The sequence below is a fragment of the Streptomyces sp. NPDC001351 genome, assembly GCF_042896045.1.
GTDB lineage: Bacteria > Actinomycetota > Actinomycetes > Streptomycetales > Streptomycetaceae > Streptomyces.
The window spans coordinates 425,746-446,819 of the sequence record NZ_JBIAWS010000005.1; the positions used below are offsets into that span (position 1 = coordinate 425,746).

Here is a 21,074-nt window from a genome sequence, read left to right on the forward strand (position 1 = left end):
GCCCCACCCGCATAAGCGGGGGAACCCTTGCTTCACGTGTTAACAACTGATGTCACGTGAACGCCGGATGTCACGTCAGCGGCGGCTGTCCAGCGCACGGGCCGTCCGGATCCGGCCGGGCTGACTCGACGTCACCGCCTGTACGGCGGGCCTGGCTTGGTCGTCATCGTCGGAATTCACGGCCGCCGCCCCGGACGCGATGACGGCGACCGCCATGGCATGGGCGAGCGCGGTGCGCGAGCGGACACCGACCTTGCGGTAGACCCGCGACAGGGCCCCTTCCACCGTCTTCACGCTGATGAACAGCTCCGCGGCGACCTCGCGGTTGGTGGCTCCGCCGCCGACGAGTTCGGCGATCCTGGCTTCCGTGGGGGTGAGTTCGGGTCTGCTCGCGCCCGCCTCGCCGCCGCGGTCCCCCGCATCCAGCCGCGCCAGCTCGTCTCCGGCCCGCGCCGCGAGCGGAGCGGCGCCGATCCGGGTCGCGGTCTCCAGCGCCTCACCGAGCGCGGCCCGTGCCGCGGTCCTGCGGCGCGCGCGGCGCTCGACCGCGCCGAGCGCGATCAGGGTGCGCACCAGCTCCATGGGCAGGGGAAGGTGCCGCAGGTGGTCCACGGCGGCTCGCAGCCGCAGCGCCCCCTCCTTCGCCCGGCCGAGCCCCGCCTCCCGCAGCCCCTCCGCCCGTTCCAGCGCCGCCAGTACGCTGCCGGGCGTATCGCCGGACACCCGTGTACGGGCCTCGCCGAGCACCGCCCCGGCGGTGTCCGTCTCGCCCAGGATCACCAGGGCTTCCGCCAGGTCGCCGTACCAGTGCAGCAGCGGCGGATCGGCGGCGCCCATCGCCTCGCCCAGTTCCCTGACGCGGTGCAGCGCCTCGGCCGCGGCCGCCGCGCCCCGCGGGTCGCCGGCGAGCAGCTCGGCCTGTCCGAGCACGGCCAGCGCGCGCAGCAGGAACAGCCGGTCGCCGTCCGCCTCCGAGGCCCTGACCGCCTGCTCGGCCAGCTGTCGGGCCTCGTCGGCGGTGCCGCCCGCGGTCGCCGCGAGCGCCGCCGCATACAGGGCGGGAGCCGCCTGTACGCCCGTCTCGGCCAGGGCGCGCGAGCAGCGGGCCGCGGTGCGCAGAGCCTCCCGGCAGTGTCCGGCGCGCACCTGGATACGGGTCAGCGCCACCAAGGTCGCCATGACCTCCTCGACCCCGGCGAACTCACCGATGTCCGCGAGGAGTCCGGCGACCTGCTGTCCGGCCTCGGTGACCTGGTCGGAGTCCAGGGCGAGGATCGCCCGCATCCGGATCAGCCCCCAGCTCTCCGGGCCGGCGTCGGCGCCGCCGACCAGCGTGAGGGCCTCCTCCAGCGCGGCGCCGGCGGCGGCCGGTTCCCCAGCCAGGGACTGCACCCGGGCGAGGGTGGCGAGGGCGCCGATCCGGGTGTCGGTGTCGCCTACCCGGGCTGCCTGCCGGGCAGCGCGCCGGGCATGCCGGGCCGCCTGAGCCAACTCCCCGCACAGCAGGCCTCGTACGGCAGCCCAGTGGTGCAGCCATCCCTCGGCCTCAGGGTCGCCGTCGGCGTCCCGCAGGCCCTCCTCGATCAGGTCACGGGCGCCGCCCAGCGCCTGACCGGCGTTGCGCAGCAGGATCAGCCGGGCCTGCACCCGCTGCCGTGCGGAGCCCGATCCGGCGAGCACGGTCTCGGCCGCCTGCCCCGCCTCCTCAGACTGCCCCGCGTCACATGCGTAGTCGGCCGCGGCCAGCAGCCGGTCGGCACGGTCCGCGGGGCGGTCGCCGGGAGTGCGCAGGGCGGCCAGCCCGGCCAGTTCGAAGGCGGCATCGGGTGCGCCGTCGCGGCGCGCCGACTCGGCCGCGGACATCAGCGTGCGCGCGGTGGCCTCGTCCTCGTAGGGGTGCGCGAGAGCGAGGTGGCGGGCCTGCTCCACGGGCTCGATGACCGCACGGGCCAGCAGGGTGTGCGCCTGCCGGCGGCTGTGTTCCGGGGCGTCGGCATGGACGGCGGCCCGGATCAGCGGATGGCTGAAACGTACGGTTCCGTCGGCGTCGACCGCCGCGACACCGAGCCGTTCGGCCTCCGCGAGGTCCGCGGCGGGGTCGTCCAGCCCGGCGGCACGCAGCACGGTGAGGCTGGGCCGGGCGGCGGTGCACGCGACGAGGAGGGTGTGCCGCACGGTCTCCGGCAGCGTACGTACCTGGTCCAGCAGCAGGGCGCGCAGCCTTGGGGGCACGGGCAGCGCCCGGCCGAAGCCGACGGAGGCCGCGTCGCGCGGGGCCGCCCGGCCCAACTCCAGTGCGTACGACGGGTTTCCGGCAGCGGTGTCCTGGACCGCCCGCAGCACCGCCGGCGGCAGCTCGGCACCGATCGCCGTGCGCAGGAGGTGGGCCACCTCGGCATCCGTCAAGGATGGCACCGGCAGTTCGACGGTGCCCGGCGGGCAGCAGCGCAGCCGTACGGGCTGCTCGCCGTCGGCCACCCGCTCGGCGGCCACCATCCGTACGGCGAGGCCTTCGAGGCGGCGTACGGCGAAGGCGAGCACCTCGGCGCTCGGCTCGTCGAGCCACTGGAGGTCGTCGACGACCAGGAGTACGGAGCCGGTGGCGGCAAGGATGCGCAGCACGTCGACAACGGCGACGCGTACCGCGAGACGGCCCTGGTCGTCGGCCGGTTCCGGGCCGTGCAGCAGGACCGCCCGCAGCGCCGCCCGGCGCTGGGGTGCCAGGGCCTCAAGGCAGTGCTCCGGCACCCGTGCGAACAGGTCGATCAGGCCGACGAAGGGCAGCCGGGCGTCCTCCTGGGCGGGCGAGCAGTACAACACCGTGCATGGCTTGTCCTGCGCGGCCCGGGACGCCGCCAGGGCAGTCAGGAGCGTGGACCTGCCGATGCCCGCGGGGCCGTGGAGGAGCACTCCGGGGCGGGCCGTCAACTCGGCCAGGGCGGTGTCGAGCAGCGCGCGGCGCCCGCTCAATGACGGTACCCGCGGCGAGCGCAGCAGGTCCCAGGGCATCGCAGCATGTGGACATGACAACCTTGGTTGATCCGGCTTGTCAATGACGTCCGGCGCCTGCCGGTCACGAGCTCCGCTTGAGGACGACGTAGCCGTAGGCGGCGTCGTCGATCACGTAACGGGCGTCGGGGTGCAGCTGACGGGCGTATGCCTGGACGTCGCCGACCCACTTGCTGCTGTTGTTGAGGGCGATGTAGTCGGGGGTGATGCCCCGGGTGGCGCCGATCCAGAAGACACGGCAGCGGGAGGTGAGCCGGCTGCTGGGGCCGATGTCGGCCTCGACCGTGGCGCCGTCCGGAATGCGGTCCAGGGCGCGTTCGACGCGGGGGACGCCTTCGGGGGTGTCGTAGGTGGCGGATTCCGTCAGCGTGGACAGCGGGAGGGTGGTCGTGAGGGCCAGGGTGGCTGCGGCGACCGCCGCGGGCAGGTGCTGGGCGTACGAACGCAGCCAGGGCCGGGAGCTCGCCCGCGCCCGGGCGAGCGCGTCGACGAGGGCCAGTGCGACGACCGGCATCAGCACCGCGCTGTAGTGCCAGTCGGTGCCCCAGTAGTGGTCGTCGGCGGAGCAGAAGCGCCAGCCCAGGGTGGGCAGCGCCACGACGGACAGCGGTGAACGCAGGGCGAGCAGACCGCTGGTGGGGATCAACAGCCAGGCCAGGGTGCGCAGTTTGACGTCTGTCCCGTCGAAGACGGTGAAGCCGCTGCCGACCTTGGTCCAGTAGGCATAGCCGCCGGTGGTGTTGAAGGCGGGGATGACGAGGGTGAGGGTGACGAAGGTGGCCGCGATGCCGAGGACCGCAACCACGAGGGCGTACCCGAGCGGGCGCGGGGAGCGGCGGCAGCGCAGGGCGACGACCAGCGCGATGGCCGCCACCGTCAGGCCAAGATCCTCCTTGACCAGCACCAGGGGCAGCGCCCACCACAGCGCGGGCCGCCACCGGCGGGCCAGCAGCGCCTCCAGGCTGAAGGCGATCAGGGGTACGGCGAAGCAGATCTCGTGGAAGTCGAAGTCGACGGCCCGTTGCAGACCCCAGGACAGGCCGTAGGCGACTCCGAGGACAAGCCCGCTCGGCCGCCCCAGCAGCCCGGCGGCCGCACGCGTCACCGGCACGGCCGACAGCGCGAACAGGGCGGCCTGGGCGGCCAGCAGCGTGACAGGGGAGGGGAAGAGCCGGTAGACCGGGGCGAGCAGAGCGAGCACCGGGCTGAAGTGATCGCCCAGGATGTTGGCCCCGGGCCCCTTCAGATCGACGACCGGCGCCCGCAGATGGGCGTACGCGCGGACCGCCTGCTCGAAGATGCCGAGGTCCCAGGACCGGGTCTCCAGATGCTCGTACCGCAGGACGGACAGGGCCGCGTACACGGCGAACAGGGCGGTCGCCAGGAGGTAGGGATCGCGGCGGCCGGGACGGGGGCGCCGGTCACGCGGGGGAGGCGCGACCGGCGCCCGTATGGACGTGTCGGGGAGAAGTGAAGCGGGGGTGTCCTGCTGGGTGTTGGGCACGGTGGGGGGCGTCCTTATGTGCCGGCACGGATCATCCGCCGCGGGCACTCGATGACTACGTCATCTGCTGTGACCGAGTTCGCCGCCCCCCGGTTCACCCGCTGAGACGTAGATCACTTACCGCTGAGGCGGGCGGCGCCGGCGGGGTGCCCGTGTCAACGGGGCTCGTACGGCCTGGGCAGGCGCATGCCCCGGTCGGCCATGATCTGCCGTACGTGGTTGGGGTAGTTGGTGATGATGCCGTCGACGCCCATGTCCATCAGCGCCTCCACGGTGGCCGGATCGTCGCAGGTCCACGGGATGACCTTCAGGCCCCGGGCGTGGGCCTCCTCGACCATCGTCCGGTCGGAGTAGAAGCGGAAGTCCGGGTCGCCGACCTTTCCGGTCTGCGGGAAGCCGTAGTTGGGGGAGAGGGCCCTGACACCGGGGATGGTGGCGGCCGCCTTCACGAAGTCGCCGCCGTAGTCGTCGGCGTCGATCCCGCCGAGCCACGGCGAGGCGCCGGGCTGGCCGACCTGGAGGAAGTCGTAGTTCGTCAGAGCGACGAGAGGCCACTTCGGGGCCAGTTCGTGCATGGCTTTGAGCGCGCCCCAGTCGAAGGACTCGATGGTGACCTGGCGCTCGATGCCGGAGCGGTGGATCTCCTCGTAGACCCGCCGCACGAACAGCGCGCGCGGCGCGGTCTGTTCGGGGGCGCCCGCCTCGACCTTGGTCTCGATGTTCAGCTTGAGCTGCCTCGCGTGATAGCTCCTGACCAGGTTCAGGACGTCCTTCAGCTCGGCCATCCGGAACCCCTTGACCACCTCCTGCTCGGGGAACCCGGGCAGCTGCTGGTAGCCGCAGTCCATGGTCTTGATCTGGGCCAGCGTGAGGTCCTTGATGTACTTCCCGACGTACGGATACATCGGGTCGCCCGGCGTGACGGGTGCGGTGTCACGGCACTTCTGGGCGCTGACCTGCCGGTCGTGGTTGACCACGACCTTCTCGTCCTTGGTGATCTGGGTGTCCAGTTCCAGGGTGGACACCCCAAGGCGCATCGCCTTGCCGAATCCCTCCAGGGACTCCTCGGTCGTCATGCCGATGCCGCCGCGGTGGGCCTGCAGATCGAAGTGCGTCTTCCCGGGCGGCACGCGGGAGCCGTCGTACGTCGTCGCATGAGCCGCCGCCGGGAAGGCGAGCACCGGAGCCAGCGCCAGGGCGGCGAGGGTGTGTCTTGCGGACATCGAAACCTCACTCGGGTCGGTTCGGGCCACCGCACGACGCTAGTGGGAGCCCGGCCCGGCGAAACGGCCCGCACATGAGGACGGCGTGAAATGTACGTGCGCGGCAAGGACCGCTTCTTCTGCTGCCGTTTTGTAGCGGCAGGCACTCTTGACAACATGCGTACTGTTTCGCGACGTTTGATCCTCGGCGGACAGTTCCGAACCCGGGGATCGACCGCGGATCGACCGCGGATCGACCGCGGATCGACCGCGGAACGACCGTGTACACGGACGGGAACCGGCGGATACTCGAAGAACGTGGTAGGACGCGGACGGCGCGCCGCGGGGGACGTCACGGGGGGAGCGGTCGCGGATGCGATCAATGAACAGCGGTCCACACGCTCTACCGGCCTGCCCTGCGGCCGGGCCGTCCCTCGCGGAGCCTGGGGAAGGGCGGATGATCTGACGTGGACGTCACGATCCACAGAGCCGACGAACTGAGCACCTCGCTGCGTACGGCATGGCATGCGGCGATGGACGAGTCCCCCGAGTACGCCAATCCTTTCCTGGCTCCGGAGTTCGCCCTCGGGATCGGCAGATACCGCGCCGGCACCCGGATCGCCGTCCTGCGGGAGGACGGGGCGCCGGTCGGCTTCTTCCCGTACGAACGCAACGCCTTCGGCGTCGGCCGGGCCGTCGGGCTCGGCCTCTCCGACTGCCAGGCGCTGGTGCACCGCCCCGGAGTCACCTGGGACGCCCAGGACCTGCTGAGAGCCTGCGGGCTGTCCATCTTCGAGTTCGACCATCTCGTCGAGGAACAAAAGCCGTTCGGCCGGCATGTCACGGGGATGTTCGCCTCCCCGGTCGTCGATCTGAAGCCCGACGAGAGCGGCTATGCGCCGTGGCTGCGCGGTGCCTACCCGGGACTGGCCAAGACGACGCTGAAGAAGGAACGTCGGCTCGGGCGTGACGTGGGCGAGGTGCGCTTCGAGTTCGACGAGCGCGATCCGCGGATGCTGCGCCGGCTCATGCAGTGGAAGTCCGCCCAGTACCGCAGGACGGGCCGGATGGACCGCTTCTCGCGGCCGTGGATCGTCGACCTGGTGGACCATCTCTTCGAGGTCCGCGAGGAGCACTTCACCGGTGTGCTGTCGGTGCTGTACGCGGGCGACCGGCCGGTGGCGGCGCACTTCGGGCCCAGGTCGCGCACCGTGCTGGCCGCCTGGTTCACCGCCTACGACCCCGACCTGCACTACTACTCGCCCGGCCTGATGATGCATCTGCGCACCGCCGAGGCGGCTGCCCGCAACGGGGTGACGCTGATGGACCTGGGACGCGGCGACAAGGAGTACAAGGACTGGCTCAAGACCCGCGAGCTGCGCGTGGCGGAAGGATTCGCCAGTCGCCCCCACCCGGTCGCGGCGGCCCACCGGCTGTGGCGCAGACCGGTGCGGGGCCTGCGCAACACGGTCAACGCCCACCCCGAGCTGCGCGCACCCGCCGACCGACTGCTGAAGACCGTCGGCACCCTGCGCACCTCGCGGCGTATGAACTCCGGCACCGCGGGGTCCCGCACACGCTGAACAGACGCCGGCGTCAGCCCGCAGCGAAGTCCGGTCCGCCTGCCGATGCAAGGGTGTAAGCATGTAACACACGCATGCATGCCCTTGGGCCAGCGGAAAGGCCGACTCGTGGCAGAGACACTTTCCGAGCCCGACCGCTCCCGTCAGGAGCAGGCCGCGCTCGACTCCTACTCGCAGATCGTCACCTCCGTCGCCACCGAACTCACCCCGAAGGTGGCGGCCCTGAACGTCTCGCACCGCCGCTCCAGAGGCCGATTCGTCATGGGGACCGGCTCCGCGGTGGTCTTCACCGACGACGGTTTCCTGCTCACCAACGCCCATGTCGTGGGGCACTCCGACGCCGGTACGGCGCACTTCGCCGACGGCACGACCACCCCCTTTCACGTCATCGGCGCCGACCCGCTCTCCGACCTCGCGGTGGTCCGCGCCGACGGGCCGACCCCGCCCCCGGCCCGGCTCGGCGAGGCCGACGCGCTACGGGTGGGGCAGCTGGTCGTGGCGGTCGGCAACCCCCTCGGACTGGCCGGCAGCGTCACCGCCGGCGTGGTCAGCGCGCTGGGCCGGTCGCTGCCGGCGAGCACGGGCCGGGCGACCCGCGTCATCGACGACGTCGTCCAGACCGACGCCACCCTCCACCCCGGCAGCTCGGGCGGGGCGCTCGCCACGGCCGACGGCAGCGTGGTCGGCATCAACACCGCCATCGCCGACGTCGGCCTGGGCCTCGCCATCCCGGTGAACGGCACCAGCCGCCGGATCATCGCCACCCTGCTCTCCGACGGCAGAGTGCGCCGCGCCTATCTCGGCCTCGCCGGCATCCCCGCCCCGCTGCCGCCCCTGCTGCGGGCGCGCACCGGCCGCCGCACGGGCCTGCGGATCGTCGAGGTGGTGCCCGCCTCCCCCGCAGCCCGGGCCGGACTGCGGGACGGTGACCTGCTGGTCACCGCCCACGGCGAACCGGTGACCAGCGCCCAGGCCCTGCAGCGGCTGATGCTGGAGGACGCCATAGGCCGCCCCCTCGCCCTCACCGCACTGCGCGGCGACGCCCTCGTGGACGTCATCGCCACACCGGTGGAACTGATCGCGGAGGACTGAGCGGCGGAGCACCCCCGCGGGCCACGGTGGCGGACCTGCCGACGGATGCCCGACCTCCTCGCACGCCTCGCGGCCGGCGCCGGAGCTGGTACGGGGGACTGCCGCCCGGTGCCTGGGTTCGCGGCCCGGCCGCACGTTCGCCGTTTTGCCGAAACGGCAACAGGCATCGACCGCCTCGTCTCGCCCCCGGCATGATCGTCGCCCGCGCCTTCGGGCACGCTCGCCCCGGGAGGGACCCATGCCGCAGACCCCCGCCGCCGACCGCCTCCACCACCGCCTTGTGCCCTCACCCGCCGGCCGCGCCCACCTGGTCGAGCAGGGCAGCGGGCCCCTGGTGCTGCTCGTGCACGGCTTTCCGGAGTTCTGGTACTCGTGGCGGCACCAGCTGCCGGCCCTGGCCGTCGCCGGCTACCGCGCCGCGGCCCTCGACGTCCGTGGTTATGGACGCTCCTCCAAACCCACGGACGTGTCCGCGTACCGCATGCTCGATCTGGTCGCGGACAACGTCGCCGTGGTCGACGCCCTCGGCGAGCGGTCCGCCGTGATCGTCGGACACGACTGGGGTGCGAACATCGCCGCCCTCTCGGCTCTGCTGCGGCCCGATGTGTTCCACGCGGTCGGGCTGCTGAGCGTGCCCTACTCCCCGCCCGGCGGGCCCAGGCCCAGCGAGGTCTTCGCGGGAATGGGCGGCGAGGAGGAGTTCTACGTCTCCTGCTTCCAGAGCCCCGGCCGGGCCGAGGCCGAGATCGAGCCCGACGTACGAGGCTGGCTCGCCGGCTTCTACGCGGCCCTGTCCGCCGACACCATGCCCGCGCCCGGCGCGCCGGACCCGCACTTCGTCGCCCGCGGCGGGACGCTGCGCGAGAGGTTTCCGGGCCGTCTGCCGCACTGGCTCGGAGAGACCGAACTCGACGTCTTCGCCGGGGAGTTCGAACGATCCGGCCTGAGCGGGGCCCTGAACCGCTACAGGAACATGGACCGCGACTGGGAGGACCTGGCCGCCCACCACGGCGCCCCTGTCGTGCAGCCCTCGTTGTTCCTGGGCGGATCCCTCGACGCGTCCACCGCCTGGCTGGCGGACGCGATCGAGGCGTTCCCGGCCACCCTTCCCGGTCTGACCTCCTCTCACGTCCTCGAAGGCTGCGGCCACTGGATCCAGCAGGAACGCCCCGAGGAGGTCAACCGGCTACTGATCGACTGGCTCGGCTCTCTCGATTCTCTCGACGCTCCTGGCGTCTGATGTGCGTCAGGGTTTGCCATTCCAGGTGTGGGCCACGTCCACGATCACGTGGCCGTCCGTCCGCAGCACGCGGAACGGCAGCCGGGCCCGGACGCCGAGCCCGAGCTGGGTGTCGCCCTCGAAGCTGCCGGCGAACCGGGTGTCCCTGAAGGCGCGGTAACCGGTGAGGTCGACGCCCGGCAGCGGATGGCCCGGCCGGGCGGGATAGGTGGGCGCCCCGGTGTGGGGGTCGAAGCTGGGCGCATGCACCCGTATCTCGAGGACGGCGCCGCCGCCGACGTGTATGAGGCGCCCGGATCCGTCCTGGCGGAGATGGCTGACGTACTTGACGGAGTAGCCGAGGCTGCTCCGGCCCGCGCCGGGGATGTCGATGACCATCCGGTCGTAGCAGGTGTGGCGGCTGGTCCTGACGTTCCTCACCGGCTTCGTCGTGGATGCTGCGCGCGTCTTGGCGAGGCTGCCCCAGCCGGTGGGGCAGGTGACGGTCTGGGTGGTGGCGGCCGGTGCGGCGTCGGCCGGGATCGCGGTCGCCCCCATCGCGGTGCCCAGGAGCATGAGCGTCGCCCATGCGGTTCTGCTGCGTGTTGCTCTGCTTCGTCTCATCTCGTCCCCCGAAGCATGGTTCGTACTGGTATTTGATGAGACATCCAGGATGACAGAAAGGTTGCGGTTTTTGGCCGGTTTTCTGCGGGGGCTGCCGGGCCGGACCGTCAGTGCGGCCCGTGTGTCCACCGCCCGCACCTTTGAGCGTCCCTGTGCCGACGCCGCGAGCGCCGCCGCCACCGGGATCCGCTGCTCGGGATGCCAGGCGGGTCGCTCGTCGTCCGTCCGGTGTACGGCCGCTGCGATGCCCAGCCAGGGGTCGAGCGGTGAGACCGGGGCGTCGGAGCCGAATTCCAGCCGGGCGCCGGACGGCGTGCTCGGTGCGGCCCCGGCAGCCGACGTCCGCGAACGCGTCGAGCGCGAGTGTGTTGGCCCGGTCGCCGATCGCGTGCACGGCGGAGAAGGTCTCCTGCCCCCAACCCGCGATCGAGGACCGTGTCCAGGTGCCGGGGGTGGACGGCCGTACGGTTTCAGCGGCCGCCCGCGCGGACTCCAGCCCGGAGAGATCGACCCGATGACGGTTGCCGGCCAGTGCGCCGCGTGCACATGGGCGTCCCACAGGCCCGGCAGTACGGTCCGCCCTTCCCTGTCGACCGCCGGGCCGCCGAGGCCCCTGTCCCCCTCGACGGCGACGACCCGGCCGTCCGCGATGCGCACACGGCCCAGCGGACCGCCGCACTCGGCGCAGCGTCAGAGGCTCCGGTCGCCTGGTCCCGGTGATCCGCGTCCGAGGCTACGCGGCGACGGAGTCGCGCAGGCGGATGGAGCTCCGGTAGGCGGAGATGCCGACGGCCAGCAGCCAGTAGCTGAGGATCGCCCCCATCAGAGCGGTCGTGCCCCAGCCGTTCGCCGCGTAGAAGTGCCCGGGGGTGTTGCCGAAGAACAGGGACGGTACGAAGGCCAGGTTGATCGCGGCCAGGACGTAGGCCGAGCGGCCGACCCAGCGGGGCAGGACGTCGGTGTGGGTGACGACGTGGCCGACCGCGGCCAGGAAGAGGCCCAGCATCAGCCGGGAGATCGACCCGTAGAGGATGTACGTGCCGCTGACCGTGATGGTCGGATCGATCGGGTGGTCGGTGGCGATGACCGCGCCGGCCTCCAGTCCCATGGAGACCAGGGTGATCGTCGCGTAGACCAGCCCTGTGGCGGAGGCGATCGAGGCTGCCCACTCGTAGGCGGGATGCGTGCGTTTGATCAGTTCACGGAAGGCCGTCACGAACACGACCAGACACGCGAGGGCGACGATTCCGAGCAGCAGCCGGGCGAGCACGTTCGCGTCCGGCGGCGGGCCCGAGTAGACGAAGTACAGGGGTACCTCGACGATGAGCGCGGCCGCGGCGGCGATGCCGGCGGCGCCTGTCAGGCGCCTGGCGAAGGTTTCGGTCATGGGTGTTCCCCCCGAGTCCGTGAGGTGGATTCCGCGTCGGCCCGGTGGCCGACATCAGGAATCCTTCCGGCCGCGGGGCCCGCCGTCGCTGGGCCTGGGGACCGGATTCACGGTGTCCTCGGCACCACCCTCAGCCCAGGGCCTTGTCCAGGTTGAAGGCGGCGCTGATGAGGGCCAGATGCGTGAACGCCTGGGGGAAGTTGCCCTGTTGCTCGCCGGTGTGGCTGATCTCCTCGGCGTACAGGCCCAGATGGTTGGCGTAGGTGAGCATCTTCTCGAAGGCGAGGCGGGCCTCGTCGATGTGACCGGCGTGGACCATGGCCTCGACGTACCAGAACGAGCAGATGGAGAACGTGCCTTCGTCGCCGCGCAGCCCGTCGGGGCTGGCCAGGGGGTCGTAGCGGTAGACGAGGGAGTCGGACACCAGGTCGTGGGTGAGCGCGTCGAGGGTGGACAGCCACTTGGGGTCGGTGGGGGCGATGAACTTCGTCAGCGGCATCATCAGGACGGCCGCGTCGAGCACGTCGTCGCCGTCCTCGTGCTGGACGAACGCCTGCCGGGTCTCGGACCAGCCTTGCTTCATGATCCGCCGGTAGATCGTGTCGCGGGACTCGCGCCAGCGGGGCAGGTCGGCGGGCAGACCGCGCCGGTTGGCCATGCGGATGGCCCGTTCGATGGCCACCCAGCACATCAGGCGGGAGTAGAGGAAGTTCTTGCGGCCGCCGCGGGTCTCCCAGATGCCCTCGTCGGGCTGGTCCCAGTGCCGGCACACCCATTCCACCAGCGTGCACACGTCGTCCCACTGGGCGCTGGATATGGGCTTGGCCCATTTGTCGTAGAGGTAGATCGAGTCGATGAGGGCGCCGTAGATGTCGAGCTGGAGCTGGTCGGCGGCCGCGTTGCCGATCCGTACGGGCGCGGAGCCCTGATGCCCTTCCAGATGGCCGAGTTCGAGTTCGGTGAGGTCGGTGCGGCCGTCGATGCCGTACATGATCTGCAGGGGTGCGGAGGTGCCGTCGGCGCACGGGCTGACGTGCCGGGTGAGGAAGTTCATGAATGCCTCGGCCTCTTCGGTGAAGCCGAGCCGCAGCAGCGCGTAGACGGCGAAGGCGGCGTCGCGCACCCATACGTACCGGTAGTCCCAGTTGCGTTCGCCGCCCAGCTGCTCGGGCAGGCTCGTGGTCGGCGCGGCCACGATCGCGCCGGTGGGCGCGTAGGTGAGCAGCTTCAGGGTGAGGGCGGAGCGGTGCACCATCTCCCGCCAGCGGCCCCGGTACTTGGACGCAGACAGCCAGCGCCGCCAGTACGCCACCGTCGTGCCGAACTGCTCCTCCGCCTCCAGCTTCGCGCACCGGCGCGGCTGCACGTCGCCGCCCACCTGGTCCAGCGCGAACACCGCGGTCTCGCCCTCGGAGAGCTTGAAGTCGGCCTGTACGTCCGGTCCGTCGGCCTCCAGCGGCACGGTCGCCGTCAGCGCGAGCGACAGCTCCTCGGATGCGAACACCGCGACCTCGCCGACCAGGCGCACGGTGTGCGGCCGGGCGCCGTAGCCGAAGCGCGGCGCGACCCGGGTGCGGAACGGGATGGAGCCGCGCACGCACACCACCCGCCGGATCAGCCGGTGCCGCTCGGTCTCGGCGTTGCCGCCGCCCAGCGGCATGAAGTCCTGCACCTCGCCCACGCCGTCCTCGGTGAAGAACCGGGTGATCAGGACGTTGGTGTCGGGGAAGTAGAACTGCTTCGTCTTCGCCGGCACGGACGCCGCCAGCTCGAAGGAGCCGCCGCGCTCCGCGTCCAGGATCGCCGCGAAGACGCTCGGCGCGTCGAAGGCCGGGCAGCAGTACCAGTCGATGGTGCCGTCGGTGCCCACGAGGGCCACGCTGCGCAGATCGCCGATCAGTCCGTGCTCGGCGATGGGCAGATACCGGGCAGCGGCCCTCGGGACGCCCTGGTCGATCGCTCCTGAGCTCATCGCAGCCTCCCTGCCCCGACCCGCGTCCGCACTCCCAGCCTAGGCGGAATCAACCGGCCGGGCGTGTGGATCGCGGGGGCCGGGGCGCACTGTCGGGAGTCGGAGCGTGACGACCGCTCGGTTCCTCGGTCTCCCGGCGCCCCTGGCGCGACTGTATGCGCTCGCATGCTTGATTCTGCTTGAAAGGTGCCTATATCTTGCAAGAACAATCAAACGGGGCATCGGGACGAGGGATCGAATCAGGGGAGGGCCCGGCATGACCCATGTCGAGGACGAGCTGACCAGCCAGCCCGAGTGCTGGATGCGCGCCGCGTCGGAGGCGGACCGGCACCGCGGAGCGCTTCCGGTGCCGGGCGAGCGGGTCGCGATCGTCGGATGCGGCACCTCGTACTTCATGGCGCAGGCGGCCGCCGCACTGCGCGAGGGTGCGGGACAGGGCGAGACGGACGCCTTCGCCGCCTCCGAGTTCCCCCACGGCCGCTCGTACGACCGTGTCGTGGCCCTCACCCGGTCCGGCACCACCACCGAAGTCCTCGACCTGCTCGGCCGGGTGAAGGGACGCACGCGCACCACGGCGATCACCGCCGACCCGGACACGCCGGTCATGGCGGCCGCCGACGACCTCGTCGTCCTGGACTACGCGGACGAACGGTCCGTCGTGCAGACGCGGTTCGCGACGACCGCGCTGACCCTGCTCCGCACCCGGCTGGGCCTGCACGCCGACGCCGTCGTCGCCGACGCCCGCACCGCCCTCACGACCCCGCTGCCCGAAGGGCTCGTCGCCTGCACCCAGTTCACCTTCCTCGGCAGGGGCTGGACGGTCGGCCTGGCCAACGAGGCCGGGCTGAAGATGCGCGAGGCCTCACTCGCCTGGACCGAGGCCTACCCGGCGATGGAGTACCGGCACGGCCCCATCAGCATCACCACCCACGGCACGGCGACCTGGATGCTCGGCGAAGCCCCCGAGGGCCTCGCCGAGCAGGTGCGCGCCACCGGCGGGCTGTGGATCGCGGGCGGCCTCGACCCGCTCGCCGAACTGGTCCGCGCACAGCGCCTCGCGGTCGCCTTCGCCGCGGCCCGCGGCCTCGACCCGGACCAGCCGCGCCACCTCACCCGCTCGGTGATCCTCGCACCCTGACCGCCCCGAAAAGCCCGAAGGAGAAGCCGTGCCCCTCGTCACCACCGGCGAACTCGTCACCCGGGCCGCCGCCGAGCGCTCCGCCGTCGCCGCCTTCAACATCATCACCCTCGAACACGTCGAAGCCGTCGTCGCCGGCGCCGAGTCCGCCGAGGCCCCCGTCGTCCTCCAGGTCAGCGAGAACGCCGTCAAGTTCCGCTACGGACGGCTGCTCCCGCTGGCCCGCGCGGCCGTCGCCGCCGCCGAACGCGCCTCCGTGCCCGTCGCGCTGCACCTCGACCACGTCCAGAGCGACGACCTGCTGCGCCAGGCGGCGGACGCCGGATTCAGCTCCGTCATGTACGACGCGGCCCGTCTGCCCTACGAGCAGAACCTCGCCGCGACCAGAGCCGCCGTCGACTGGGCGCACGCCCAAGGGCTGTGGATCGAGGCCGAGTTGGGGCAGGTCGGCGGCAAGCCGGGGCCCGGTGGCCGGGAGAAGCCCGCCGAGCCCCCGCTGGACGCCCACGCGCCCGGCGCCCGCACCGACCCCGCCGAGGCGCGCGCCTTCGTCGCCGACTCCGGCGTGAACGCCCTCGCCGTCGCCATCGGCAGCACCCACGCGATGACCACCCGCACCGCCACCCTCGACCACGACCTCCTCAAACGCCTCTCGGCCGCGCTGGACGTGCCCCTCGTCCTGCACGGCTCCTCGGGCGTACCGGACCATGAACTCGCCGCGGCGGTCGCGGGCGGCATCGCCAAGGTGAACGTCGGCACGGCCCTCAACATCGCCATGACGGGCGCGATCCGCGACTTCCTCGCCGCCCATCCCGAGGCGGTCGACTCACGCACCTACCTGAACGTGGGGAGGGAGGCGATGGTGCGGGCGGTGGCCGGGATCATCCGGACCATCGGCCGGCCCGCCGTCTGATCACTTCCTGACGGCCTTCAGCACCACGAACTTCGGGTCGCCGGCGACCAGTTGACTGTTGCCGAACACCTTGCGCAGCTTCACGTGGTAACCCAGGTGCCGGTTGCCGACCACCCACATCTCACCGCCGGGACGCAGCACGCGCCGCGCCCCGGTGAACATCCGCCACGCCGTCGTGTCGGTCGTCGCCTGGTGCGAGTGGAACGGCGGATTGCTGAGCACGAGGTCGACACTCCCGTCCGGCAGCCCCGCCAGTCCGTCCCCGACCCGGAACTCCGCGTGCCCGGGCACGCCGTTCGCCTTGTACGTCGCCTCCGCCGAGGCCACGGCCTGGAACGACTCGTCCACGAACAGCACCTCGGCCGACGGCTCGGCCAGTGCCACCGCCGTGCCGACCACGCCGTTGCCGCAGCCCAGGTCCACCACCCGGCGGCCGCCGAGCGCGGCGGGCAGGTGCTGCAGGAAGAAGCGGGTGCCGATGTCGAGGCGGTCGGCGCAGAACACCCCCGCGTGGTTGACCACGGTGCGCCCCGAGACCGGACCGATGCCCTCGGGCAGCGCGTAGCTGTACGGCCACGGGTTCGCGGGCCGCTCCGGCGCGGCTTCGGGTGTGCAGAAGATCAGCCGGGCCTTCCGCTCGGCCAGCGAGGTGCGGGTCGGGCCCAGGATCCGCTCGAACAGCTGCAGTGTCGAGGTGTGGATCTCCTTCACCATCCCGGTGCCGACGACGACCGTCCCCTCGTGCACCGCGGGCGCCAGCCGCAGCAACTGGTCCTCCAGGAGCGCGAGACTCTTGGGGACCCTGACCAGGAGGACGTCGATGCGGTCGGGCGGCGGGTCCTGGGTGGTCAGCAGCCGTACGGCACCGGTCCCGACGCCGGCCCGGGCCAGGTTCGCGCGGGTCGCCTCCTGCGCCAGGAACGAGTCGGTGATCTGCACGGGCCGGTGCGCGGCGAGCGCGGTGACCAGGGCGCCCCAGCGGTCGCCGAGGACCACGACCGTGCCGGACAGCGGGACCCTCTCGGCCGCGAGGTGCCTGAGCAGGTACTCGTCGGAGGCGTCCCAGGCACGCAGCCTCTCGCGCGGGTCCTCGGGGAAACGGGCCAGCGCGAGCTCGCCCCACGGCGTCGTCATACGGTCGTTCATCGTGCGTCAAGGCTAGCCGAGCCGCAGCTCACGGCCGGTGGGGGAGGATGGGCGGCATGGATGCCGAGCTGTTCCCGCGGGAGCGCACGGAGGTCGCGCCCGGCGCGGTGCACGTGCCCGGCTGGCTGGCCGCGGACGCCCAGCGCGAGCTGCTGGACGCCTGCCGCGCGTGGGCGCGCCCACCGGCCGGCCTGCGCACGGTCCGCACGCCCGGCGGCGGCACGATGACCGCCCGGCAGGTCTGCCTGGGCCGGCACTGGTATCCGTACGGCTATGCCCGCACGGTGGTCGACGGTGACGGTGCCCCGGTGAAGCCGTTTCCGGGATGGCTGGGCGAGCTGGGGCGGCGGGCGGTCGCCGACGCGCTGAGGACGGCAACCGTGGCATGGGACATGGCACGGCCCCTGCCCTACGACATAGCGCTGATCAATTTCTACGACGGCGACGCCCGCATGGGCATGCACCGCGACAGCGACGAGAAGTCCGACGCACCGGTGGTCTCCCTGAGCCTGGGCGACACCTGCGTCTTCCGCTTCGGCAACACCGAGACCCGCACGAAGCCCTACACGGACGTCGAGCTGCGCAGCGGCGACCTGTTCGTGTTCGGCGGACCGTCCCGGCTCGCCCACCACGGCGTGCCGCGCGTGTACGCGGGCACCGCGCCCCCGGAGTTGGGGCTGAGAGGACGGCTGAACATCACGCTTCGGGTCAGCGGCCTGTAGCCCGGCGTAACTGCGGATCATGGGAGACTCGCCCTCATGAGCGGCAAGGCGGACCCCCGGCCGACGGGGGAAGGGACCACCTCGAGGACGCGGTTGGACCGGGGGCGTGGTGCGCTCGGGCCCGCGTTGGAGCTCGTGCACACCGGGCGCGCGCCCACGAGGGCGGTACTCACCGCCGAGCTCGGCGTGACGCGGGCCACGGCCGGAGCGGTCGCCGCCGAACTGGAGGCGCTCGGGCTGATCCGGGTCGACGCCCGTCCCGGCGCGGCGGCCGGCTCGCAGGGCAGGCCCTCGCACCGGCTCGCGGTCGCCGAGGACGGCCCGGTCGTCCTCGCCGCGCAGGTGCACGCCGACGGGTTCCGGGCGGCGCTGGTGGGTCTCGGCGGCCGTATCGTCGCCACTGCACCCGGCTGCGAGACCGTGGACGCCGACCCGGCGAAGGTGCTCGGCTCCGTCGTTGAGGCGGGCGCCGAGCTGCTGCACTCGACGGGACGGCGCTGTGTCGGCGCCGGACTCGCCGTACCGTCCGCGGTCGCCGAACCGGACGGGCTCGCCCTCAACCCCCTGCACCTGGCGTGGCCCGCCGGTGCGCCCGTCCGCCGTATCTTCGCCGAGTGTGTGCGCGCCGCCGGTATCTCCGGGCCCGCCTTCGCGGGCAACGACGTCAACCTCGCCGCCCTCGCCGAGCACCGGCACGGCGCGGGCCGCGGCGCCCGGGACCTGCTGTGCGTGGCCACCGGCCACCGGGGCGTGGGCGGCGCGCTGGTCCTGGACGGCCGCCTGCACACGGGCAGTTCGGGCCTGGCCCTGGAGGTCGGCCATCTCACCGTCAACCCCGAGGGCCGCCCCTGCCACTGCGGCAGCCGCGGCTGCCTCGACGTGGAGGCCGACCCGCTGGCCCTGCTCACCGCCGCGGGCCGCGACCCCGGCCCCGAGGTCAACCTCCTCCGCCAGGCCAACGACCTGATCCGCCTCCACTACGACGACCCCGCCATCCGCACCGCCACCGAGGCCCTCATCGACCGCCTCGGCCTCGGCCTCGCGGGCCTGGTCAACATCCTCAACCCCGACCGCATCATCCTCGGCGGCCTGCACCGCACCCTCCTGGATGCCGATCCCGAGCGCCTGCGCGCCGTCGTCGCCGACCGCAGCCTGTGGGGCCAGAGCGGGGGAGTGCCCATCCTGGCCTGCACCCTCGACCACAACAGCCTGGTCGGCGCGGCAGAGTTGGCGTGGCAGCCGGTACTGGACGATCCGCTGGGGGCGCTCAGCCGGTAGGGGGCGGGGCTGGAACGCGTAGCGCTCGTACCGCACCTCGCCCGCTCCACAAGACCGTTGCGGCGTCCGCCCGGCACAGGACGCCGCCCGGTCGGCAGTTCACCGGTTCGGCGCCGAGCCGCCGGCATTGGCATACGTCCGAGTCGCACTCGGCACCGCAAGGTGTGGGCGAATCGGTTCGACGCAAGCGCTTCGACGGGACGCCACGACGGGCTGTGTGCCGGGTCATTGGCGTGCCTGGCGCGAATTGCGTCAGCGACGCGTGGGTGAGGCGCGACAGCTTCGGCCAGTGCCCCGTGAACTGGCTCTCCGTGGCCCGGTCTACTGACGGCATACCTGCTCACCAGCATGATCGTGGGGCCTGTGGAGGACCCGGGCGTCACACCCGCCTCCCCCCGGCGTCCGTGCGGAAGGCGGTGGCGCCGTGGTCCTACTGCCGCCACATCGCAACTTTTCGACGGCGCCGACGGCTTGCGCACCACAGGAATCAGCAGTCGAATCGATTCCGCAACAACGTTCGCAGCACTGGGCTTTGTGCCCTTGCCACCCCCCACGACACCGGGAGCCCTGTCTCCCCCTGAAACCTCTCTGCAATCCCCTGGCAATACCGCACGTTCGAGCGCTTCCGCTTCTGGCAGCGCCACCGCCACAACCCGACCGGGTTGCGCCGGCACGGTAGGGAGATCAGATGGGAACCACACGTACCAGACGCCGACTGCCTTTCGGACGCGGTGGCGTCCAGCGGTGGTGCGCAGCGCTTCGCCACCGCGGCACGCCGGACGACATGCCGCTGCGGGCAGACGCGCCTGCGCCGGGCCGCTCGGCCCGCACTCGCTGGAGGACAGTCGCCCGGGCGGGGGCCGCGGCCGCGCTCGTCGCCGGGGCGCTGGCCGGGGCCACGGCCACGGCCGGGACGGCCCGGGCCGCCACGTCCGGTCCGTGCGACATCTACGCCGCCGGCGGTACGCCCTGCGTGGCGGCGCACAGCACGACGCGAGCGCTGTACGCCTCGTACAACGGGCCGCTCTACCAGGTCAGGCGTGCCTCGGACAACACCACCCGCAACATCGGCGTCCTGAGCGCGGGCGGGTACGCCGACGCCGCCGCCCAGGACTCGTTCTGCTCGGGGACGAGCTGCCTGATCACGGTCATCTACGACCAGTCGGGCCGCGGGAACAATCTCACCCAGGCGCCCGGGGGCGGCGCCGCGGGCGGACCGGACAACCTCGCGAACGCGACCGCGGCGCCGACCACGGTGGGCGGCCACAAGGCGTACGGCGTCTTCGTGGCGCCCGGCACCGGCTACCGCAACAACCGCACCAACGGCATCGCGACCGGGGACAACCCCGAGGGCATGTACGCGATCTTCGACGGCACGCACTACAACGGCGGCTGCTGCTTCGACTACGGCAACGCCGAGACGGACAGCAACGACGACGGCAACGGCACGATGGAGGCCATCTACTTCGGCAACATCAAGGTCTGGGGCTACGGCAGCGGCAACGGCCCCTGGATCATGGCCGACCTCGAGAACGGCCTGTTCTCCGGCGTCAACCAGCACTACAACGCCAATGATCCGACCATCAACTACCGCTACACGACCGCCATCATCAAGGGCGGCCCCAACCACTGGGCGATCCGCGGCGGCAACGCCCAGTCGGGCAGCCTGTCCACGTTCTACGACGGGGTGCGCCCCAATGTCGCGGGCTACAACCCGATGCGCAAGCAGGGCGCCATCATCCTCGGCACGGGCGGCGACAACAGCAAGGGCGCCCAAGGCACCTTCTACGAAGGCGTGATGACCTCGGGATACCCCTCGGACGCCACCGAGGACGCCGTCCAGGCCAACATCACCGCGGCCGGCTACAGCAACGCCTCCGGCGGCATGGGCACGGGCGCGCTGCAGGCGGTGGGCGCGGGCAAGTGCCTGGACGTGCCGGGCTCGTCCACCACGGCCGGTACGCAGCTGCAGATCTGGGACTGCAGCGGTGGCGCCAACCAGACCTGGACGCGCACGTCCGCGGGCCAACTGACCGTCTACAGCGGCAGCAGCCAGATGTGCCTGGACGCCTACAACAACCAGACGTCCGCCGGCACCAAGGTGGTGACCTGGCCCTGCAACGGCGGTGCCAACCAGCAGTGGCAGGTGAACTCCGACGGCACCGTCACGGGCGTCCAGTCCGGGCTCTGCCTCGACGTCACCGGCGCCTCCACCGCCAACGGTGCCCTGGCCGAACTGTGGACCTGCAACGGCGGGTCCAACCAGCAGTGGCGCCTGAACTGAC

15 protein-coding genes are annotated in these 21,074 nt (G+C 72.1%); 8 read left to right on the top strand and 7 right to left on the bottom strand.

All coding sequences use genetic code 11. The features are described 5' to 3' along the window. Positions 1-75: 75 nt before the first annotated feature. From ACFY1U_RS20760 to ACFY1U_RS20770, 3 genes are all read right to left on the bottom strand, one after another. Positions 76-3,009 (bottom strand): AAA family ATPase, encoded by a 2,934-nt coding sequence (locus ACFY1U_RS20760; protein WP_390695581.1) that lies wholly within the window; start codon positions 3,007-3,009, stop codon positions 76-78. Between the two features lie 64 nt (positions 3,010-3,073). Further along, a complete protein-coding gene (locus ACFY1U_RS20765) occupies positions 3,074-4,513 on the bottom strand; it encodes a DUF2079 domain-containing protein (RefSeq protein ID WP_390695582.1) in 1,440 nt (479 codons plus the stop codon). Positions 4,514-4,668: 155 nt separating this feature from the next. Then, the gene (locus tag ACFY1U_RS20770) at positions 4,669-5,736 is read right to left on the bottom strand and encodes a glycerophosphodiester phosphodiesterase family protein (protein ID WP_390695583.1); all 1,068 of its coding nucleotides are present in this window, start codon (positions 5,734-5,736) and stop codon (positions 4,669-4,671) included. A gap of 446 nt (positions 5,737-6,182) precedes the next feature. Between ACFY1U_RS20770 and ACFY1U_RS20775 the strand changes: the two genes are divergently transcribed. The 3 genes from ACFY1U_RS20775 to ACFY1U_RS20785 all read left to right on the top strand — a co-directional run bounded on the left by ACFY1U_RS20775 (position 6,183) and on the right by ACFY1U_RS20785 (position 9,630). Beyond that, on the top strand, positions 6,183-7,298 hold the full coding sequence (locus tag ACFY1U_RS20775; protein ID WP_390695584.1) for a GNAT family N-acetyltransferase: 1,116 nt from the start codon (positions 6,183-6,185) through the stop codon (positions 7,296-7,298). Positions 7,299-7,406: 108 nt separating this feature from the next. Next, on the top strand, positions 7,407-8,390 hold the full coding sequence (locus ACFY1U_RS20780) for a S1C family serine protease (RefSeq protein ID WP_390695585.1): 984 nt from the start codon (positions 7,407-7,409) through the stop codon (positions 8,388-8,390). Between the two features lie 238 nt (positions 8,391-8,628). Further along, positions 8,629-9,630 carry an alpha/beta fold hydrolase gene (locus ACFY1U_RS20785; RefSeq protein WP_390695586.1) on the top strand — a complete coding sequence of 334 codons (1,002 nt, stop codon included), beginning with the start codon at positions 8,629-8,631 and terminating at the stop codon, positions 9,628-9,630. Positions 9,631-9,636: 6 nt separating this feature from the next. On the opposite strand, the gene ACFY1U_RS20790 is transcribed toward ACFY1U_RS20785, so the two are convergent. From ACFY1U_RS20790 to ACFY1U_RS20800, 3 genes are all read right to left on the bottom strand, one after another. Then, positions 9,637-10,185: a hypothetical protein gene (locus ACFY1U_RS20790; RefSeq protein ID WP_390695587.1), complete on the bottom strand. Its 549-nt coding sequence runs from the start codon at positions 10,183-10,185 to the stop codon at positions 9,637-9,639. Between the two features lie 781 nt (positions 10,186-10,966). Beyond that, positions 10,967-11,620, bottom strand: a complete 654-nt coding sequence (locus ACFY1U_RS20795) for a hypothetical protein (RefSeq protein WP_390695588.1) — start codon at positions 11,618-11,620, stop codon at positions 10,967-10,969. Between the two features lie 130 nt (positions 11,621-11,750). Continuing rightward, positions 11,751-13,592: a glycoside hydrolase family 15 protein gene (locus ACFY1U_RS20800; RefSeq protein ID WP_390695589.1), complete on the bottom strand. Its 1,842-nt coding sequence runs from the start codon at positions 13,590-13,592 to the stop codon at positions 11,751-11,753. Positions 13,593-13,848: 256 nt separating this feature from the next. Between ACFY1U_RS20800 and ACFY1U_RS20805 the strand changes: the two genes are divergently transcribed. Further along, entirely contained in the window at positions 13,849-14,730 is an 882-nt protein-coding gene (locus ACFY1U_RS20805) for an SIS domain-containing protein (RefSeq protein ID WP_390695590.1), read from the top strand. 28 nt (positions 14,731-14,758) lie between these two features. Continuing rightward, positions 14,759-15,643 carry a ketose-bisphosphate aldolase gene (locus tag ACFY1U_RS20810; RefSeq protein WP_390695591.1) on the top strand — a complete coding sequence of 295 codons (885 nt, stop codon included), beginning with the start codon at positions 14,759-14,761 and terminating at the stop codon, positions 15,641-15,643. Here ACFY1U_RS20810 and ACFY1U_RS20815 read toward each other — a convergent pair whose 3' ends face one another. After that, complete coding sequence (locus ACFY1U_RS20815) at positions 15,644-16,777, bottom strand: methyltransferase (protein WP_390695592.1); 1,134 nt, start codon at positions 16,775-16,777, stop codon at positions 15,644-15,646. A gap of 68 nt (positions 16,778-16,845) precedes the next feature. Here ACFY1U_RS20815 and ACFY1U_RS20820 point away from each other — a divergent pair, with 68 nt between their 5' ends. From ACFY1U_RS20820 to ACFY1U_RS20830, 3 genes are all read left to right on the top strand, one after another. Next, positions 16,846-17,511 carry an alpha-ketoglutarate-dependent dioxygenase AlkB family protein gene (locus tag ACFY1U_RS20820; protein ID WP_390695593.1) on the top strand — a complete coding sequence of 222 codons (666 nt, stop codon included), beginning with the start codon at positions 16,846-16,848 and terminating at the stop codon, positions 17,509-17,511. A 36-nt stretch (positions 17,512-17,547) separates the two neighbouring features. Beyond that, entirely contained in the window at positions 17,548-18,789 is a 1,242-nt protein-coding gene (locus ACFY1U_RS20825; protein WP_390695594.1) for an ROK family protein, read from the top strand. A 784-nt stretch (positions 18,790-19,573) separates the two neighbouring features. Further along, positions 19,574-21,073 (top strand): arabinofuranosidase catalytic domain-containing protein, encoded by a 1,500-nt coding sequence (locus ACFY1U_RS20830; RefSeq protein WP_390695868.1) that lies wholly within the window; start codon positions 19,574-19,576, stop codon positions 21,071-21,073. Position 21,074 lies beyond the last annotated feature (1 nt).

Bases quoted from the DNA above. Each gene is read 5' to 3' on its own strand.
- ACFY1U_RS20760 (WP_390695581.1), bottom strand. From the start codon at position 3,009: ATGCCCTGGGACCTGCTGCGCTCGCCGCGGGTACCGTCATTGAGCGGG.
- ACFY1U_RS20770 (WP_390695583.1), bottom strand. From the start codon at position 5,736: ATGTCCGCAAGACACACCCTCGCCGCCCTGGCGCTGGCTCCGGTGCTC.
- ACFY1U_RS20785 (WP_390695586.1), top strand. From the start codon at position 8,629: ATGCCGCAGACCCCCGCCGCCGACCGCCTCCACCACCGCCTTGTGCCC.
- ACFY1U_RS20790 (WP_390695587.1), bottom strand. From the start codon at position 10,185: ATGCTCCTGGGCACCGCGATGGGGGCGACCGCGATCCCGGCCGACGCC.
- ACFY1U_RS20795 (WP_390695588.1), bottom strand. From the start codon at position 11,620: ATGACCGAAACCTTCGCCAGGCGCCTGACAGGCGCCGCCGGCATCGCC.
- ACFY1U_RS20800 (WP_390695589.1), bottom strand. From the start codon at position 13,592: ATGAGCTCAGGAGCGATCGACCAGGGCGTCCCGAGGGCCGCTGCCCGG.
- ACFY1U_RS20805 (WP_390695590.1), top strand. From the start codon at position 13,849: ATGACCCATGTCGAGGACGAGCTGACCAGCCAGCCCGAGTGCTGGATG.
- ACFY1U_RS20815 (WP_390695592.1), bottom strand. From the start codon at position 16,777: ATGACGACGCCGTGGGGCGAGCTCGCGCTGGCCCGTTTCCCCGAGGAC.
- ACFY1U_RS20820 (WP_390695593.1), top strand. From the start codon at position 16,846: ATGGATGCCGAGCTGTTCCCGCGGGAGCGCACGGAGGTCGCGCCCGGC.
- ACFY1U_RS20825 (WP_390695594.1), top strand. From the start codon at position 17,548: ATGAGCGGCAAGGCGGACCCCCGGCCGACGGGGGAAGGGACCACCTCG.
- ACFY1U_RS20830 (WP_390695868.1), top strand. From the start codon at position 19,574: ATGCCGCTGCGGGCAGACGCGCCTGCGCCGGGCCGCTCGGCCCGCACT.